This is a genomic window from Pseudofrankia sp. EUN1h, assembly GCF_001854645.1.
Classification (GTDB): Bacteria; Actinomycetota; Actinomycetes; order Frankiales; family Frankiaceae; genus Pseudofrankia; species Pseudofrankia saprophytica.
The window spans coordinates 37,770-55,753 of record NZ_MBLN01000041.1 but is presented as its reverse complement, the minus strand read 5'-3'; the positions used below and the strand labels follow the sequence as shown (position 1 = coordinate 55,753).

At 69.9% G+C, this 17,984-nt stretch carries 15 protein-coding genes; 8 read left to right on the top strand and 7 right to left on the bottom strand.

What is annotated here, in order from left to right; genetic code table 11:
* Nucleotides 1-147 precede the first annotated feature (147 nt).
* Complete coding sequence (locus BCD49_RS08885; protein WP_007508341.1) at nt 148-1,221, top strand: Hsp70 family protein; 1,074 nt, start codon at nt 148-150, stop codon at nt 1,219-1,221.
* Between the two features lie 33 nt (nt 1,222-1,254).
* Here BCD49_RS08885 and BCD49_RS08880 read toward each other — a convergent pair whose 3' ends face one another.
* A complete protein-coding gene (locus tag BCD49_RS08880; RefSeq protein ID WP_071041379.1) occupies nt 1,255-1,920 on the bottom strand; it encodes a TetR/AcrR family transcriptional regulator in 666 nt (221 codons plus the stop codon).
* 126 nt (nt 1,921-2,046) lie between these two features.
* Between BCD49_RS08880 and BCD49_RS08875 the strand changes: the two genes are divergently transcribed.
* Nucleotides 2,047-3,390, top strand: a complete 1,344-nt coding sequence (locus BCD49_RS08875; protein WP_007508346.1) for a hypothetical protein — start codon at nt 2,047-2,049, stop codon at nt 3,388-3,390.
* An 11-nt stretch (nt 3,391-3,401) separates the two neighbouring features.
* Nucleotides 3,402-4,925: an acyl-CoA reductase gene (locus BCD49_RS08870; RefSeq protein WP_007508351.1), complete on the top strand. Its 1,524-nt coding sequence runs from the start codon at nt 3,402-3,404 to the stop codon at nt 4,923-4,925.
* Nucleotides 4,926-5,167: 242 nt separating this feature from the next.
* On the opposite strand, the gene BCD49_RS08865 is transcribed toward BCD49_RS08870, so the two are convergent.
* From BCD49_RS08865 to BCD49_RS44950, 6 genes are all read right to left on the bottom strand, one after another.
* A complete protein-coding gene (locus tag BCD49_RS08865; protein WP_007508352.1) occupies nt 5,168-5,548 on the bottom strand; it encodes a hypothetical protein in 381 nt (126 codons plus the stop codon).
* A complete protein-coding gene (locus BCD49_RS08860) occupies nt 5,548-5,808 on the bottom strand; it encodes a hypothetical protein (protein ID WP_027141120.1) in 261 nt (86 codons plus the stop codon). Before BCD49_RS08860 ends, BCD49_RS08865 begins: the two co-directional genes overlap by 1 nt.
* A gap of 222 nt (nt 5,809-6,030) precedes the next feature.
* Entirely contained in the window at nt 6,031-6,330 is a 300-nt protein-coding gene (locus BCD49_RS08855) for a SelT/SelW/SelH family protein (RefSeq protein ID WP_007508356.1), read from the bottom strand.
* Nucleotides 6,317-7,192, bottom strand: a complete 876-nt coding sequence (locus BCD49_RS08850; protein WP_007508360.1) for an SDR family NAD(P)-dependent oxidoreductase — start codon at nt 7,190-7,192, stop codon at nt 6,317-6,319. Before BCD49_RS08850 ends, BCD49_RS08855 begins: the two co-directional genes overlap by 14 nt.
* A 151-nt stretch (nt 7,193-7,343) precedes the next feature.
* Nucleotides 7,344-8,273: a cytochrome P450 gene (locus BCD49_RS08845; RefSeq protein ID WP_241832296.1), complete on the bottom strand. Its 930-nt coding sequence runs from the start codon at nt 8,271-8,273 to the stop codon at nt 7,344-7,346.
* Nucleotides 8,189-8,695 (bottom strand): hypothetical protein, encoded by a 507-nt coding sequence (locus BCD49_RS44950; RefSeq protein WP_007508364.1) that lies wholly within the window; start codon nt 8,693-8,695, stop codon nt 8,189-8,191. Before BCD49_RS44950 ends, BCD49_RS08845 begins: the two co-directional genes overlap by 85 nt.
* A gap of 628 nt (nt 8,696-9,323) precedes the next feature.
* Between BCD49_RS44950 and BCD49_RS08840 the strand changes: the two genes are divergently transcribed.
* The 5 genes from BCD49_RS08840 to BCD49_RS08820 all read left to right on the top strand — a co-directional run bounded on the left by BCD49_RS08840 (nt 9,324) and on the right by BCD49_RS08820 (nt 17,979).
* Nucleotides 9,324-10,118: a peptidylprolyl isomerase gene (locus tag BCD49_RS08840; protein ID WP_007508365.1), complete on the top strand. Its 795-nt coding sequence runs from the start codon at nt 9,324-9,326 to the stop codon at nt 10,116-10,118.
* A gap of 624 nt (nt 10,119-10,742) precedes the next feature.
* Nucleotides 10,743-11,897: a Gmad2 immunoglobulin-like domain-containing protein gene (locus tag BCD49_RS08835; protein ID WP_007508367.1), complete on the top strand. Its 1,155-nt coding sequence runs from the start codon at nt 10,743-10,745 to the stop codon at nt 11,895-11,897.
* A gap of 144 nt (nt 11,898-12,041) precedes the next feature.
* Nucleotides 12,042-12,884 (top strand): sugar phosphate isomerase/epimerase family protein, encoded by an 843-nt coding sequence (locus BCD49_RS08830; RefSeq protein ID WP_007508369.1) that lies wholly within the window; start codon nt 12,042-12,044, stop codon nt 12,882-12,884.
* A gap of 196 nt (nt 12,885-13,080) precedes the next feature.
* A complete protein-coding gene (locus BCD49_RS42100; protein ID WP_157845282.1) occupies nt 13,081-15,012 on the top strand; it encodes a DUF6884 domain-containing protein in 1,932 nt (643 codons plus the stop codon).
* 405 nt (nt 15,013-15,417) lie between these two features.
* On the top strand, nt 15,418-17,979 hold the full coding sequence (locus BCD49_RS08820) for a tetratricopeptide repeat protein (RefSeq protein ID WP_071041378.1): 2,562 nt from the start codon (nt 15,418-15,420) through the stop codon (nt 17,977-17,979).
* The last annotated feature ends 5 nt before the right edge of the window (nt 17,980-17,984 follow it).

Below are 17,984 nucleotides of genomic sequence, written 5' to 3'. Positions count from 1 at the left end.
TGGTAATCATGACGACGCCGCCCCGTAACCCGGGCCAGGGCCCACGGCGGCCGGGACAAACAAGGTATGCGCGGGGCTACCGATGGGGTTGTCCAGGACTCGATGCCGTTCCTCGATGGGGACGAACCGGCGAGAGGACGGACCGGAATGGCGCGCGAATGGCTGTTGGCCGTGGATCTGGGCACGACCTGGACCCGGGCCGCCTACACGACTTCCGACGGCGGCGCCCCGGTCGTCGTCCGGGTGCCGGCGACGCAGCTGGCCTGGTTCCCGACGGCCGTCGCCCGTTCCTCCGACGGGCGCTGGCTCGTCGGGGACGCGGCGCGGTCGCGCCGCATCGGCCGCCCCGACTGGTACTGGAGCGACGTCAAGCGGGAGCTCGGCCAGGACGAGCCGAGGCTGGTCGGTGGGCATCCGTTCGCTCCGGTCGAGGCCGCCGCCCAGCCAGTGCTGCACGCCGCCCGGCTGGCCCGCCGCCAGGCCGGACGCGGATTCGACCGGCTCGTGCTGTCCGCGCCGGTCTGCTTCTCGGCTGACCAGCGCGCCGCGCTGCTCGAGGTCGGGGAGAACGCCGGCTTCGCCCCCGAAACCGTCACGATCGTCGACGAGGCGGCCGCCGCCGCCCGGTCCGCACTCGGGCCGCGACCCGAGGACGGCACCTGGGTCGTCATCGACATCGGCGGCGGAACGTTCGACGCCGCCCTCGTCTCGGCCGACCGGGGTGTGGCCAACGTGCTCGACCAGGTGGGCGACGACGCGGCGGGCGGCCGCGCCCTCGACACGGCGATCGTCGCGCGGCTGCGCGACCGCTACCAGATCGAGGACGCCGACGGCGAGGCGGAACGGCGCCGCGCCCTCTACCTGCGCGACGCCGCTCGGATGCTCCGCGAGGAGCTGTCCGAAGGCCGGGCGGCGGACGTCTTCCTGCCGGACCTCCTGTTGGAGCTCAGCCTCACGCCCGCGCAGTTACGGGACCTGGTCGAGCCCGTCATGGCCCCGGCCATCGAGAGCTGCTCGGCCATGCTGGCTCGCAACGACCTGAGCTGGGAGAAGATCAACGCCCTGGTGCTGGCCGGCGGCGCCACCCGCGGCCCGACGGTCCGCGCCCAGTTCGCCGCGCTGGCGCCGCTGCGCGACGCCGCCGCCCCGGAGCTCGCCGTCGTCCTCGGCCTGACGGTCCCCACCGAGCCGTCCAACCGGACGATTCTCTCGGTCGGGTAGCGATTCTCTCGGTCGCGTAGGGAATCCGCTCTTTCAGGCCCGCAGCGCGCGCAGGAAGAGGCGGACGGCGGCCTCGACGCGGTGGTCCGCCTCGACCGGGTCGGGCAGGACGCCGAACGAGGCGAGCCGGGCGGGCGCGCTGGAGACCATGCCGACGTATAGGTCGGCCAGCGTCTCGGGATCGTCGGTGAGCGTGATCGCTCCGGCGGCGGCGTGGCGGCGCAGCAGATCGGCGACCAGGCGCTGACGGGGTGAGCCGCCGGBGGCGCCGAGCTGGATCCGGTGGGCGAGCTCGGGGAACCGGTCGGCCTGGGCGATCGCGATCCGGCTGACCTTGATCATTGACGGGTCGAGGGCGCGGTGTAGCGCGGCCTGGCCGATGGCGGTGAGTGCGCCTTCGAGGTCGTCGAGGTCGGGCGGCTCGGGTTCTGGGAGCGGCCAGTCGGGTCGGCCCATGGCCCAGTGGAAGACCGAGGTGAACACGGTGTCCTTGCTGGGGAACCGGGCGTAGAGCGAGGCCTTCGTGGTGCCGGCGGCCTGGGCGATGGCGTCCATCGAGGTGCCCTCGTAGCCGTTCTCCAGGAACAGCCGCAGCGCGTGCTCGCGGACGTCCCGGTCGAGCCGCGCCGCCTGTTCGCGGGTCGGCCGGCCGCCACGGCGCGGCGTGGCCGTCGGGCGCGCGTCCGGTGGGGACGTCATGACCTCCAGTCTGGCAGACCTGGGCGCGGATCCCGGCAATAACTAGACTCGCGAGTCTGGTTAAAACTAGACTTCTCGGTGTAGTAACCCCGCCAGGAGCCGCACCGACCTCAGAAGAGGGGCGTCATGTCCGTGACGACCAGGACGACCAGGACGACCAGCAAACCGGCTACCAGCCAGGCGGCCGCGCTCGGCGAGGCCACCGTGGCGGCGCTGGATGCCCGTTTCCAGGAGCGCCGAGCGCAGGTCCCAGTGCTCGCGCGGCGCGCCAAGGCCGAGGGCGTCGAGGAGATCCGGTCCGCGCAGGACATGGTCGGGCTGYTGTTCCCGCACACGACCTACAAGAGCTACCCGGAGACGATCGTCTCCAGGGGACGGTGGAAGCAGCTGAACCGCTGGTTGGACTCGGTGTCGACCTACCGGGTGGCGGATGTGGACGTGGCGGGTGTCGAGGATCTGGATGGCTGGATCGCGCGGTTGGAGGAGCACGGCCATCTGGTGTCGAGTTCGTCCGGCACGTCGGGCAAGGCGTCGTTCCTCAACAAGACGATGGCCGACCGGGAGGCCTCCGGTCAGAACCTGCTCGACAGCCTGAGCTGGCTCGGCATGCCGCCGGCAAGGGAGTGGCACGTCGTACCGGTCGGGCCGGACACGGGCATCAGCTCGGCGATGTACATCCGCGACGTCTTCCTGAGCAACTACCGCCGCCACGACGCGCTGCCGCTGCCGGAGTCGAAGCCGGTCACCGACCATCACAAGTACATGGCCCGTCTCGGCGCGATGCGGCGGGCGATCGCGGATGGCACCGCCTCACCGGACGAGGTCGCCGCGTTCGAGGCCGAAGGCGCGGCCAGGCAGGCCGACGTCGAGGACCGGCTCCAGTTCCTGGCCGAGCAGGTGATCGCGCACAGGGACGAGAACATCTTCTTCAACTCGATGTTCCCGATGCTCTACCGGCTCAGCGAGATACTGCGCGAGAAGGGCGTGGCGCCTGGTGACATCACCGGCGCCAACGGCCTTCAGGTCGCCGGCGGGCTGAAGGGCATGACCCTGCCGCCGGACTATCGCGAACGCATCTTCGAGCTGCTCAACATCCAGCCGAGCCGCTTCCTGCACTACTACGCGATGCAGGAGGTCAACCTGCGCAGCGTGAAGTGCCTGTCCGGCCGTTACCACGTGCCGCCGGGGCTGGTCCTGTTCGTGCTCGACAAGTTCGGCGAGACGCTCGCGCCGCTGTCCGACGGCCAGGTCGAGGGCCGGGCCGCCTTCTTCGACTTCTCCGTCGACGGCCGCTGGGGCGCCACGATCAGCGGAGACCAGATCATCGCCGACTTCGGCGTCTGCTCCTGCGGCCGCGAAGGGCCGACCGTGGCCGAGGACATCACCCGCTACAAGGACCTTCCGGACGGCGACAAGATCACCTGCGCCGGCACCATGGACGCCTACGTCCGCGGCTTCATCGACAACTGAGGGAGCGGCACATGACCATCACCGAATCCACCGCCGGTGCCGCCGCCGTCTCCCCCTCGGCCTCCTCGGCCGCCCCGGCCGCCCCGGCTGCCCCGACCGCCTCGCCCGGTCTCGCGCCGTCCGAGTCGGTGAGGCCGAAGAAGCTGAAGGTTCCGCACGTCATCCGCGGCAAGGTCGTCTGGGGCGAGGACGTCGAATACCTGTCGCGCGACTTCGGCGTGCCGTTCGTGACGCCACGGATCAACTTCAACGAGCTGATCACACCGCGCACCCAGCAGGGGCCGGCGTTCGACGTGCCGGTGACCGACATCATCGACTACCTCGTCGAGGTCGCCCAGCATCTGGACCTGGAGCGCAACCCCTATCTGCAGGAGTCGCTGGAGCTCACGGCGCAGGTCAGCCAGATGCCCCGGCGGATGATCGAGAGCACCTTCCGCCGGCCCGGCCAGTTCCTCACCCGCCAGTCGATGGAATTCCGGCTCGAGAAGACGTTCCGCGACCCGCGGGTCCTTGACGGTTGGGTGGAGCACACCGACTTCAACGGCCGGACGACGCGGATCCGCGCGTTCCCGCCGCGGCTCGTGCACATGCTCGCCGGCAACTCCCCGTCCGGCGCGATGACGTCGATCGCCGACGCGGCACTGGTCAAGGCCATCAACGTGTTCAAACTGCCCTCGGCCGACCCGTTCACCGCCGTCGCAGTACTACGCACCATGGCCGACATAGACCCGGAGCACCCGGTCCTGCGCTCGATGTCAGCCGTCTACTGGCGCGGCGGCGACGCCAAGATCGAAAACATCCTCTACCGCGCCCAGTACTTCGACAAAATCATCGGCTGGGGCGGCGGCGCCGCGATCAACAACATCATCAAGTACACCGGTCCGGGCTTCCACCTCGTCGCCTTCGACCCAAAGGTCTCCATGGCGATCCTCGGCCGCGAAGCACTCGCCTCCGACGAGACCATGCGGGAGGTCGCCGAACTCGCCGCCACCGACGCGACGGTGTTCAACCAGGACGCCTGCCTCGCCGCCCGGCACATCGCCGTCGAATGCGACGCCGACGACGACGAGGAGCTGGAACGCCTCGACCGGTTCTGCGCGGTGCTACGCGACCGGCTGAACGTCGACCGCGAATTCGCCAGCGCCGTCGGCCCCGCCACCCCCAGCGACATCCGCGAAGCCGCCGAGGGCATGCGCTACCTCGAACCCGACTACCGCGTCTGGGGCGACTACGACGGCTCCGGCCTCGTCGTCCGCTCCCCCGAACCCGTCGACTTCCACCCGACGAACAAGACCGTCAACGTCATCCCGGTCGCCTCACTCACGGAGGCGACCCACTTCGCGAACGTCGCGACGCAGACCGTCGGCGTCTACCCACCCGAGCGCAAGGCCGAGATCCGCGACCTACTCGCCACCGCCGGCGTCCAGCGGGTAGTCCGGCTCGGCAGCGCGATGACCGGCACCATGGGCAACCCGCACGACGGCATGTACCCCCTTCACCGCTTCGTCAACTGGGTCGCCGACGACGACGCCTGAGGCGCTCCCGTTGCCGGACGCTCCGCGCCCGCAACCGGGCAGCGCCTGTCGGGCACTGAGCCCAACCTCCCAGATCGGCTTCGCCGATCCGGCAGGAACCCTGCTCCCCACGTAGTTCCGGACCCTGGCCTATGGCGGTGGTCGGGCTGGATCAAGATCGGCAATGTGGTCGCGTTGGCCCCAGCGCTGAGGCGCCGTCACCAGCGGTCGGTGGGTTGCGCGGTTTTCTCACCAGGACGGCGTCAGGCTGCCGTCAGGTCGATGACCTCGAACGGCTGATCCTTCCACCGGGCCGGATCAGCTGTGGCGATCTTTGCCCCCACGGGTCGCTCGGGGCTCGGCCCGGCGGCGTGGCGGGTGTGCGCCGTTGCCCAGCTGGTGTCGCGCGCGACGGCGAGCGCGGCCGACAGGGTCAGATCGAGGACGACGATGTCGCGTAGAGACGCGATGTGCTCTGCAACGCCGCGCCGGACCCTGTCCGCCTCCACCAGCGCGCAGGTCGGAGCGTAGAGGTGCCAGCCCGGGAGGTTGTGCGCGTTATGAATCAACGTGGACGCGACGATGTTGCCGCGCCCAGCAGCAAGCATCGCCGAGTCGTCAAAGACGACATGGTGCTGCTCCATCACCGGCTCGCCTGCGCCTGCGCGATGCGCCGGTCGAGGTCCGCCTGGTGCTCGGTCAGTTCCTCGTCGGTCGGGTCATAACCGTTCCACGCCTTGAGGATGGCGCGGGCCTCGCTCGACCGGGCGGCGCGCTCGTCCGGCGTAAGGAGAGAGTTGGCGAGCCTGGTGAGATAGGTGCGCAGCGACATGCCCTCGGCCTCCGCGGCCCGAGCGAGCACGTCCCGCACCTCGACCGGGACGCCGATGATGGCGTCAGCCATGCGCTGCCCCCTCGGCACAACTCCGACTCTGCGCGGGTACAGATCCGCGCCCACCTCCGAATCGTCCACGACCGACTCGGCCACCGACAAGGCGTGGGTCATTTCCGCCTCCCTCTGCCCGCTAAGGACTGATGGGTCCAGCACTGTCGGATGGGACAGTACCCGCTGACGGAACAAAGATCAAACAGCCGTTACCGTCGGCATTAGCCCAGGCAGAAGGCCTTAGGCGTCTGAGTGGCCCAAGCTGCGTCCTGGCGCGACAAGGTCTCGAACGGCGCGCTTCACGGCGGTCGGCTCGGGGAAACCCTGCTCACGCCGGTCCCAGACCACGGTGCCGTCAACCCGGACGACGAACACTCCGCCGGTGCCGGGAACGAGCGCCACGGCGCCAAGGTCGGTCTCGAACGTCGAGAGCAGCTCCTGCGCGAGCCAGGCCGCCCGCGGCAGCCACCGGCACCGCGTGCAGTACTCGATCTCCAGTCTCGGCTTTGCCGCGCCTGCCGGCGTCTCAACCGGCGGCATGGGAGGCGGCCGCCTGGTCCACGTCGGCGAGCACAGCGGCGAGCCGGGCACGTGCCGGCCGGAAGCTGTCGGCGTGGGTGAGGATCCGCACCCGATTGGCCTCGATGCCGGCGATCGCGATCTCGGCGACCTGCGCGGCGGTGAGCACCTCGCCCGGGATGGGCTGCCGGGAGCCCGTGGCGCTCGGGGTGACCGGGGTGACCGGTTCGGAGGTCTCGGCTCCGTCGGGACGGATCGCCGCCGACGTCGCGACGAGCGGGGTGTCCACGAGGCCGGGGCAGAGGGCGCTCGCGCCGACCTCGGGCGCCGCCGCGCGCAGCTCCGCGTCGAGGGTCTCGGTGAGGCCGACGACGGAGTGCTTGACCGCGCTGTACGGGCCGAGGCTGGGCACCCGCATCAGCCCGGCGGCGGACGCGGTGTTGAGGAAGTGGCCGCGGCCCTGGGCGATCAGGGTCGGGGCGAAGGACCGCACCCCGTTGGCGACGCCGAGCAGCAGGACGTCGATGAGCCATCGCCACGTCTGCGGCGCCTGCTCCCACATCGGCGCCTGCTTGCCGACCACGCCGGCGTTGTTGCAGACGACGTCGACCCGGCCGAACCGTTCGAGGGTGGCGGCGGCGAGCGCCTCGACGGCGTCGGGGTCGCGTACGTCGGTGACGACCGTGGCGACGCCGGCACCGGCCGCGGCGAGCGCCTTCGCGTGGGTGTCGGCCAGGGTCGCGGCGGCGCGGTCCAGCGGTTCGGGACGCACGTCGGCGAGCACGACGGAAAGCCCACGGGTGGCGAACGCCTCCGCGAGCGCGTACCCGATCCCGCTCGCGCCCCCGGTCACCACCGCGACCTGCCCGGCCTCGATCTTCACGGTCCACCTACTCCCACCGGCTGTTGCTAGATCAGGTTGCGACGATACGACGCCCCGGCGGCCCGGCGCCTGACTTCCAGAGCCATGTCCGTCAGGTTCCAGGGCCACGTCCGTCAGGCAGCCGTCAAGCCGTCAGGCAGCCGTCAAGCCGTCAGGCAGGCGTGAAGGCGACGGGTAGGGCTGTCAGGCTGCGTACGACCACGGTGGGCTGCCAGACCAGTGCGTCGGCCGRCACGGCGAGGGTGAGGTCGGGGATCCGGTCGAGCAGCACCGTGACCGCGGTACGCGCGACGGTCTCGGCCACGTCCTGGGACGGGTAGGGGCAGCGGTGCGGCCCGCTGCCGAACGCAAGGTGCGCCTGACTGTCACCGGGTCTGACCGTCTGGTCCGGGCGGACCTGCGGATCGGCGTTCGCCGCCGCGACGGACAGCACCAGCAGATCGCCGCGCCGGATGTGCTGTCCGCCCAGGTGGACGGGACGGGTCGCCCAGCGGCCGAACGCGTTGGAGAACGGCGGGTCCTCCCAGAGCACCTCGGCCAGGGCGTGCGCGACGGAGCGCCGCCCACCGGCGACCGGCACCGCGAGCCGAGGATCGGTGAGCATCAGCCGCAACGTGTTCCCGATCCAGGCGGTCGTCTTGGCCTGGCTCATCAGGAGCAGCATGATCAGATCCTCGAACACCTCGTCGTCGGTGAGCGCGGTCGGATGGGCCGCGAGCCCGGACAGCGTGTCCACTCCCGGGTTCGCCCGGCGCGCGGTCGTGTACGGGCGCACCATGGCGCGCAGCCGCGTCTCCGCCGCGCGCGCCTCGCCTGGCTGCATGAGCATGGCGGTCACGTCGGCCAGGAATGCCGCTGTATCCGCCGGCGAAAGCGCCAGCAGGGCCGCCCCCACCGCCATCGGGATCCGCGCGGCGTACTGGCCTATCAGCTCGGCCTTACCGTCACCCGCAAAGGCGTCGATCAAGCCGTCGGCGATCCGCTCACAACGCCGCGTCAGCTCGAACAGGTCGACAGCACCCAGCGCCTCGTCGACCGCGGCGGAATGCCGCTCGTGCTCGGCACCGTCCGTCGAGAGCACTGTGTCGGTCCAGGCGACGGGGGGCGCAGCGGCCAGTGCGGCGGCGCCAGGTCCCAGGCATTCCAGGTCCGGGAGTCCTTGCCGAAAAGGTCAGACTGGCCCGCGACGTAGTGCAGTTCCCGGTAACCGATCACCAGCCAGGCCGGGACGTCGTCATCCAGCAGCACCGGGGCGACCGGGCCGTGCTTGGCTCGCAGCTGCCGGTAGACGGCATGAGGGTCCCGGTGGAACGCCTCTCCATATAACCGGGTCGCGGCCGCATGGACCGGGTAGCGACGCGCCAGGTCGGCGGCGCGGGCCGCCTTATCCGAGCCGTGCTGGGCATAGCCCAGCCGAATCGTGTCCGGATCCGGATCCGCCAGCGACGGGGTCGATGGGGCCGGGGTCAATGGGACCGGGACATGCGCGTTCGTGTCGGTCATCGCGCCCTCCTTCGGCGGACCGCGACGGCTCGGCTCACGCGGGGCCGTTCCCGTCGTGAGTCAGGCCCACGGCCGCGGTTGGTACGTACAGCCGAGGGCAGTCGCAGAGATCGCGACCAGCCTCGCAGCATTCGTCGCCGCTCGCTCGAATCGCGATCAGTCAGCGTCAGATCCAGCCTGGGAGCGACGGACGCCACGCGGACCGGCGGTAGCATGACCGGCGGGTTCTGGGGCAACGGACGTGCGGGGGCGGGATTCCATGGCGCACTGGTCGGGAGAGCCCACAAGTTCCGAGCCGGGACCCGCACAGCCAGGACCCGGGCAGCCAGGACCCGGGCAGCCGGCACCCGGGCAGCCGGCACCCACGCCCGGCCCCATTCCTGACGGCCAATCCCAGGCGGGTTACCCACCGCCGGGATATCCACCGCCGGGATATTCACCGCCGGGATATTCACCGCCGGACCATACCCAGCCCGGCTATCCGCCTCCGGGCTACGCCCAGCCGGGTTATCCGCCGCCGGGGTACGGCCCGCCGCGGCCGGGAGTCGGACCGCCTGGGGCGCCGCCGTGGCCCCCGGCCGGTGGCCCGGGCCGACGCCGGCGCCGGCGTGGCGTCATCGCCGCGATCGTGGGCGCGGCGGTGGTCGTCCTGGCCTCCGTGATCACGGTCATGGTCATAGTCGTCACCCAGGTGACTCGGGAGGTACACAACGCGGTCGAAACCGCCGAGCAGAGCCAGAGCCCCTCTGCAGGCGCTCCCGCCGGCACCGTTCCCACGGGTTCGGCTCCCACGGGTTCGACCGACAACGCGTCAACCAGCTCTGTTGGCGACTGCGTCTACACCAGAGAGACCTCTGCCTCCGGTTCCCAGATCAGCCGTGGTGGGGCGCTGCCGCCGTCCGCCGCGACGGTCAGCACCAAGCCGGCGACCATGACGATCAGCACCAACTATGGCGTGATGGTCTTCGCGCTGGACCCGGAAAAGGCACCGTGCACCGTGCATGCGCTCCTCTTCCTGGCTCAGCAGAAGTACTTCGACGACACCACCTGCCACCGCGAGACCCACGGCCCCGACGCCGGGATCTACGTCCTTCAGTGCGGTGACCCGACCGCCACGGGCACCGGTTCGCCCGGGTTCACGTACAAGAACGAGAACACCACTGGCGTCACCTACGGCCGCGGCGTGATCGCCATGGCCAACGCCGGAGCGGGCACCAATGGCAGCCAGTTCTTCATCAACTACGCCGACCCATCCCAGGCAGGCGCCCAGGCCCTGGCCGGCGGCTACACCGTCTTCGGCCAGATAACCCAGGGCCTGGACGTCCTCGACAGGATCACCCAGCCCGGTGTCGAAGGCGGCGCCGCCGACGGCGCGCCCGCCAGCAAGCCTCAGATCCTCACCATCACCATCACCCAGCAATAGCGCGCTTTGTCCCGTGCCGCCGCCTGAGGGATCGCGGTCCCGCTCAATCCCACGACCGTCCCAAACCCGATCTCCTCCGCGCCGAGCTCGAAGTCCTCCTCAACCACGCGATCAGCATCGGCCGCCTCGACCAGGACGGCGCCGTCCTCCTACGTTCCTGGTTCGACGGCATCCACGACCGCATGGCCCCCTACCAGCCCGGCATCGACAACCCAACCGAGTTCGAATCCGCACTTCTTCGGTTCAGCATCGAAACACTCACCGTCCGCCGATAGCGGCCTTCGGGACGGAGATATCGACGGCGCCCCGCGGCCAATCCGGTCGGTTCAGCTTGCGGCCCTTGCGGCCTCGTCAGCCGCCGATTCGGAGACCGGCTCGGCGAACGGTCGTTCGCGCTCGGCTGCGACGACCTCGCGGGCGAGTTCCGCCTCGGACACGTCGAACGCTTCGGGAGCGCTGGTGCGGAGACGGCCGGATCCACTCCGGGTCGAAGGTCGCGACAGGGTGTGCCGAGTTTCCGGTGAACGAGCCCCTTCTTGCCCGTTGTCGCGGATTCCGGAAAGCGGTGACATAAGAACGGTGACATGAGGGTGATGCCGGCAGCGGTTCCACCTGGAGGCGGCGATGTTCGTTCTCACGAGAAGACGCTGGGCCGTGGTTTCCCTCGCGGTCGTGCTGGCCGCCGCGCTGGTGACCGGGGCCGTCTGGCTGTTCGCGGTCAGGGACGGCGGCGGAACCTCGTCGCCGACCGACCATGCCACCACCAGCGTCACGCCGGGGCCGTCGAGCACACTCGGCGGCGAACCGACGCCGACCTCCACCACCGCGACGACGACGACCGTCCGGGTCTATTTCCACCGCGGTTCGGCCGACGCCGACCAAGTCGAGGCAGTGACCAGGACCGTCCCCCGCACCGCCATGCCGGCGACGGCGGCCCTCGGCCAGCTGCTGGCCGGGCCGACCGAGGCGGAACGCGCCGCCGGGTACACCTCGTTCTTCTCCGCGCGGACGGCCGGGACGCTGCACCGGCTGACCGTCGAGAACGGGGTCGCCTACGCGGACTTCGCCGACCTCCGCCAGATCATTCCCAATGCGAGTTCCAGCTACGGTTCGGCCGCTCTGCTGGCCGAACTGAATGCCACGCTCCGCCAGTTCTCGACTGTCCGCTCGACCATCTACTCGTTCGACAACGACGCTGTGGCTTTCTACTCGTGGCTGCAGTTGGTGACGCCGCGGGTCGAGGGCACGAACGCGGTCGCGGGCGTTTACGCCGCCCGCCAGTTCCTGGCCGATGTCGCGGGCATGACCGACCCGGCCGGCACTGCGTTCCGCGTGGTGGGCGCGGACAACGCCGAGGTGGACGTTTACCCACGGAGTGAGAACGGCGCTCCGGTGAAGGCCGCGGTGACGACGGTGTCGCTGCGCCGAGGCACCGCCTCGTGGTCGGTGACGGGCGCGGCCACGGCGACGATCGTGGTCGACGAGCCGGCTCGAGCCGCGACGGTCGTCTCGCCGCTGCGGGTCCGTGGCCGCGCGCTGGCCTTCGAGGGCACGGTGGCCGTGCAGGTCCTGGGCGGTCCCGAGGCGGCGGTCAAACGCCTCGGCGAGGGGTTCGTGACGGGTGGCGGCGACGTCTCGCGGCCCTTTGAGGGTAGCGTCTCCTTCAGCCCGAGGCCCTCCGAACGAGGCTGGGTCGTCTTCGCCGAGCGTTCCGCCCGCGACGGTTCGGTGTGGCGGCTGACAGCGGTCCCGGTGCTGTTCGGCCCGTCCAGCCAGTAGAAGCCCCCAGCGACCGCGGACTGCTTCCAGAGGTACACAGCCTCCGTGAGGTTCTTCGGACCTGTCTTCACGTGAGGACATCATCGACAGGCGTCGAGCCTCTACGGGTATGATCCGCGAACAGCCAGGACAACAGGAAACGATGTGTTGATTTCTTTTCACCCGTCTCTTTCCGGAGGTCAGCCGGTCGCCTGGCCGGAGATGGTCAACCTGGCCGGGGAGGCAGGATTCACGGCGGTCGAGGTCCCGTTGCGGGATGCCTACCGCGACGGCGCGCCCAGAACCCGCGACCTGCTCGCGGAAGCGGGAATGGCGGCGGGTGGCGCCCGTTTCCCCGTCGAGTTCAGGGCCGACGACCGGACCTTCGCCGAAGATCTCGCCGCGCTTCCCGCGCTGGCGGGGTTCGCCGCGCGGATCGGTGTCCGTGTCATGTGCCGATCGGTCCCGCCGTCCTCCGATCTGCCCATGCATCTGGCGCTGCCCATCATCCGCGGGCGGCTCGTCCTCTGCGCCCGCGTGCTGGAGGAGGCGGGTATCAGGTTGGCGCTCGAGTTCCACAGCCCTCTGCACCTGCGGCGTGCCCGTCCTCACGAGTTTCTGTGGAGAATGGAGGACACGCTGTCCTTCGCTCGTTCCTGTGGCGAGAACGTCGGGCTGCTGCTCGACTCCTGGCACTGGTATCACGCCGGCGCCGGAACGGCGGAAATACTGGCGGCCGGCGGCGACATACTGTGCGTCGAGGTCGCGGACGCCGCGAGCCTTCGTCCGGCGGACGTCCGTGATGACCAACGGCTTCTGCCGGGCCGCGGGGTGATCGATTTTCAGGCTTTCTTCGGGGCCCTGAGGTCAGTCGGTTACGACGGCCCGCTCACGCCGGAGGTGATCGGTTACCGGCATCCCGGACCGCCCGTCGACGCGGCGCGGGCGGCGTTGGATGCCACTCTGTCGGCACTTGATCGCCACCCTTCGTCGCCCGTGGCATCCTGAAATGACCCTGTCTTCGCTCACCTCCAGCGCACGCGGATCGCGCGCCGGGCAGCGCCCGTAACCGTCGTATGGTCCCTGCCCAGGACGGTGGCGTGGCGTGACGCGCGGTCGGCGGCGGCCGCCAGCGGTTGGACACGACTTCCAACGGGCCACGGAGAACCAGATATGGCCCGAGGTGGAGAATCCACGCATGACGGTGTGGTCACTGCTGGAGACCTGCATTCGTGACCTTGATGAACCGATCAGGCGCGGTGACATCGTCCGTTGGTTCCGCGAGCACCATCCCGAGGTGAACGAGCGCACGCTCGGAGTGCACATCCAGGGCGCCGTCGAGAACGCGCCGAACCGTGCGACGAGTCAGTTCAGCCGTCGCGCGCCGCTGTTGCGCCGGACGGACCATGGCCTCTATGCGAAGGCCACGGGCGATCTGGTGCCAGAACTGTCACCTGACTCTGCCGAGCCGCCGTCGCCGTCGCCGTCGCCGTCCGGCAGGATAGCCGCCGATCTGGTGCTGATTGGCTGTGTGAAGACCAAGCAAGCCCGGGCGGACCGGGCGGCGGATCTGTTCGTGAGCCCGCTGTTCGCCGGTAGGCGTGCCTATGCGGAGGGCAGCGGGCTGCCCTGGTACGTGCTCAGCGCGAAGTATGGCCTGCTCGCGCCTGACGACGTGATCGGCCCCTACGATGTCTACCTACCGGACCAACCGGCTGGCTATCGTCGAGCCTGGGGCCAGTTTGTCGGCATGCAGCTCGCCTCCCTGCTGGGAGACCTGCGCGGCCTGATGATCGAGGTCCATGCGGGCGCCGTCTATCTCGATCCGCTCCGTAGCCCGCTCGAGGAACTGGGCGCACGGCTCTCGGCCCCGCTGGGTCACCTTCGCCTTGGCGAACAACTGGCCTGGTATGGAATCACCCCGCCACCCGACGAACATCTCGAAGCCGCCGATGACCGGCTGCCACGCACCGAGGTCGCCGCGCTGACGGCCGAGCTCACAGAGCAGCGGAGGTCACGCACCCCCACCGAGTTCCTCGCCAGTGACCGGCAGGCGCTGGACAAGCCAGGGCTCTACACCTGGTGGGTCGACGGTCCGGGCGCGCGCGATCTGACTGCCGGCCTCGGTGAGCGCGTCGCCGCCGGTCTGATCTACGCCGGCCAGGCAGGTGCTCGGCGCTGGCCCAGTGGGCGCAGGTCCACCAGCACACTGTGGACCAGGATCTCCGGAATGCACCTGGGTGGACGAGCCCGGTTCTCCACCTTCCGGCGCTCTCTGGCCGCGGCCCTGGGCGGCGCGCTCAACCTGACCGACGATGACGACCCCCAGCTCGACACCTGGATCGAACAGCACCTACGCGTCATCACCGTTCCCGTCGCCGACGTCGACGAACTCGGCCAGTTGGAAGCCACCGTTCTGGCCGTGCTCGACCCGCCGCTCAACCTGGATGGCCGGCCGGCGACACCTCTGCGCGAACGCCTGCGAGAGCGCCGTGCCTCCCGGCCGCTACACGACGACAAGACAGACGACGGGCCGTCACCTGGGCCGGAACCGACCAACGGTGGACGAGAAAGTGCAGGGCGCATGGTGAGCGGTACCTACCGCGAGGGCGACGGGGCGAGCGTCGATTTCGACGCCGCGCGCGCGGCATGGGCGGACGCCGGGCGGGAGGTGCTCATCTCGGTGGCTCGCCGATATCACGCCGTGATCACCTACGCGGAACTGGCCGAAGAGGTCCAACGGTCGTCGGGCATCCGGACCAGGATGCTGATGATGCACTGGATCGGAGGCGTGCTCGGCCGCGTTGCCGACGAGTGCCAGTCCAGACATGAACCCCTGCTGTCCGCGCTGTGCGTCCATCAGGACGGCACGGTGGGCGACGGCTACGGCGGCGCGGTCGAGACCAACCGCGGCTACCGACCCGACGACCTCGACGAGCATGCCGCCGAGGAACGCCTCGCCTGCCACCTGCATTTTGGCGCCGCGCTGCCACCGGATGGCGGCCGACCCGCCCTCACGCCGCAGCTCGCAGCCCGGCGCGAACGACAGATCCGCCAGCAAGCCCCGGCGCCTGCGCTCTGCCCCACCTGCCACACGCAGCTCCCGCTGAGCGGCCAATGCGATACCTGCACGTAGGAGCAACGCTCAGCTCGAACGTCATCCGATGAGTCTTGTCACGACCCGTTGGCGGAACGCTGCCGATGAGGCGTCCGTCGGTTCAGGGCCGTCAGCTGCAACAGGTGCGGCGGGGGCTACGCGCAGGCCTCAGCAAACCCTCGGTGGCTCCGGCCGAAAGGCGTCGAAGGAGTCAACAACCAGCCGGGGCCGGCACGCGCCGACAGGGCGTGCTCATCAGTTCCACGCCAGATACCTGATGGCTACACCACTGACGGGTCCGTCAGCTTGTCGACGGGAAGGTGTCGGATTGCGTGGTTCAGTCAGCCGAGGCGGGATGGGCGTGGTTGGATGCGCAGGGCGATCGTCGAGTTACGGTGACGATTGGTAGCTACACATTGATGGCTGCTTCACCGGAGGTCGTGGATGGCGATCGCGCCGCGGTTTCGCCGGGTGGCGGCGTTGCAACGGGAGTTTGTGGACCGGGAACCGTTGCTGGACGCGTTCACGAACGAGATCGAACGGGTCCGGGCGGCGATGGCCGCTGGCGAGTCCACGCCCCGGGTGCTGAACATGACCGGCGTCGGCGGGATCGGGAAGTCGCGGTTGCTTCGGGAGCTGCGGGTCCAGGCCCCGGAGGGCTGGCGGACCGCGGCGTTCGATCTCCAGGTGCCGGCGATGCGGCAGCAGGAGGACGCCCTCGCCGTTCTGCGCGCCGAGTTCGGCAAACAGGGGGTGCGGTTCGATCGGTTCGACATCGCCTACGCGGTGCTGTGGCAGCGCATTCACCCGCACCTGCGGATCAGCCGGGAGACGCTGCCGTTCGTCGAGGAGAGCGGCGTGCTCACCGAGATCATCGATTCGGTCGCCGGTATACCCGTGTTCGGCACCGCGCTCGGACTCTTGAAGGCCGCGGAGCGGGTGACCTCGGATGCGCGTCGTCGCCATCGGATCAGTCACGACGAGACCTTGTCGTCGCTCGACGACCTGCCGAACGCCGAGGTCGCCGACGCCGTCACCTTCCTGTTCGCCGAGGACCTGCGCGACGCGTCTGCCAGCCGCCCCTATGTGCTGACGATCGACACCTACGAGGCGCTGGTGCCCGCTCCGACTCGCTCGGGACGGACGCAGCTCGCAGATGTCTGGCTACGCGATCTGGTCGCCCAGCTCGACTGCGGCCTGGTCGTCATCGCCGGCCGAGAGCCGCTGCGCTGGGATGCCTACGACGCCGACTGGCATGGACTGGTCCGAGCCTGCCCGGTCGACGAGCTGCCGATGGAGGCGCGACTGACGTTGCTCGGCGCCTCTGGGGTGGCCGAGGAGGGTGAACGGAGGCGGCTCGCGAGAGCGAGTGCGGGGCTGCCGTTCTACCTGCACCTCGCTATCGACACGGGCGACGGCAGCACAAACGCCGAGGGTACGGGTCCGATGCGGGCCCGGACGGYGACGCAACGGGAGATCCTGCAACGCTTCCTGCAGCATGTAGCGGCCGACGAGGTGCGGACGCTGGAGGTCCTCGGCGTCGCAAGGATCTTCGATCAGGAGATTTTCCAGACGTTGACGGCGGCGCTGCGGCTTCCCGGACATGTGACGGCCTGGGAGTCGATCTCGTCCTACTCGTTCGTCTACCCGGCCGGCGACCAGCTCCGGTTCCACCAGCTCATGGCGGGCGCCCTGCGCGACCGACTGTCCGCGCCGGCTCGCCTGGAACTCCACCGGCTGCTGCGCGATGCCTGGGAGCAGCGTGCCTTCGAGGACCCCGCAGAAGGTGGCATCACCGATCAGGAGAGGTCCCGGAGCCTGGGCGGGCGAATGCTGGCGGACCCGGTCGCGTTCCGGGAACTGGTTTTCCATGCGCTGCACGTCGGGGAGATCACCGGAGTCGAGCTGCTCGACCTGGTCGAGGTGGCGGTGCGCGGCGGGGCTGACGGCGCCGCTGGTGGCGTGCTGACCGACCTGCGCGAGTTTCTGCGGGAGAACCCAGTCCGAGCAACGTCGGATCTGACCGAGACCGCGCGGGTGATGGACGTCGAGACGCTGCTTCGCCGCGGCGAGGCCACCCAGGCACTGGAGCTGACCCCGGACGAGAACTGGGATGTCAGCCAGTCTGTCGGGGCACGGCTCGCCGTCGCCGCCGGCCAGGCACGCCGCATCGCGGGCCAGACGACGGCCGCTCTGACGATCTACAACCGAGTGTGGGCCGGCCAGGACGACACCGCTCGGATGGGCGCCGGCCTGTGGGCTGCTGACCTGCACATGTGCCAGGGGCGGTTCGTCGAGGCGGAACGGTTCGCGACCGCRCTGGATGCGATCGCCGAGCGACGGCATCCGGAGTGTCGCGGTGACGTGGCCCGGCTGCGTCACCTGGCGTATCGGTTCGCCTTCGACTTCCCGGCATCGGACCGTCTTCTCGACGAGGCGGCGGCCTACTACCAGGCGGCCCGGTCCTACCTCGGGAACGCGAACATCAGGACCAACCGGGCCGAGTTGCTCGCGTTCGTCGACGCGCCGGCCGCGATCCCCGAGGCACGGGCGGCCATCGAGGTCCAGACCGAGATCGGCGCGCAGCACGAGTTGGGTAAGTGCCACACGGCGATCGCCGTTGCCGAGCTGCGGCTTGGCAACCTCGATCGGGCCGAGGCGGCGTTCGACGCGGCGGTCGAGGCGTTGACCCGGGCAAGCTATCGATCGGGGCTTGCTCGGGCAAGGTTGTACCGAGGGGCGTTGGAGGCACGACGCGGCGAGGTCGGCCTCGCCCGGGAGTCGGCGCGCTGGGCGGTGAGCGAGCTGGAGGCCGCGGAGGTGTATCCGACGCTGGTGTTGTGCGCCGGAGCCGCGCTGCGAGAGCTTGGAATCGAGGACGAGTACGTGACGGACGCCTGCCAGCGCGCCGAAAGCGCCATCCAGCCATTCGACTCTCTCGACGCCATGAAAGGTCGCATCGACGTGCTCACCCGCGACCTGCTCGGCTTCGGCGGGGCCGCCTGATGACG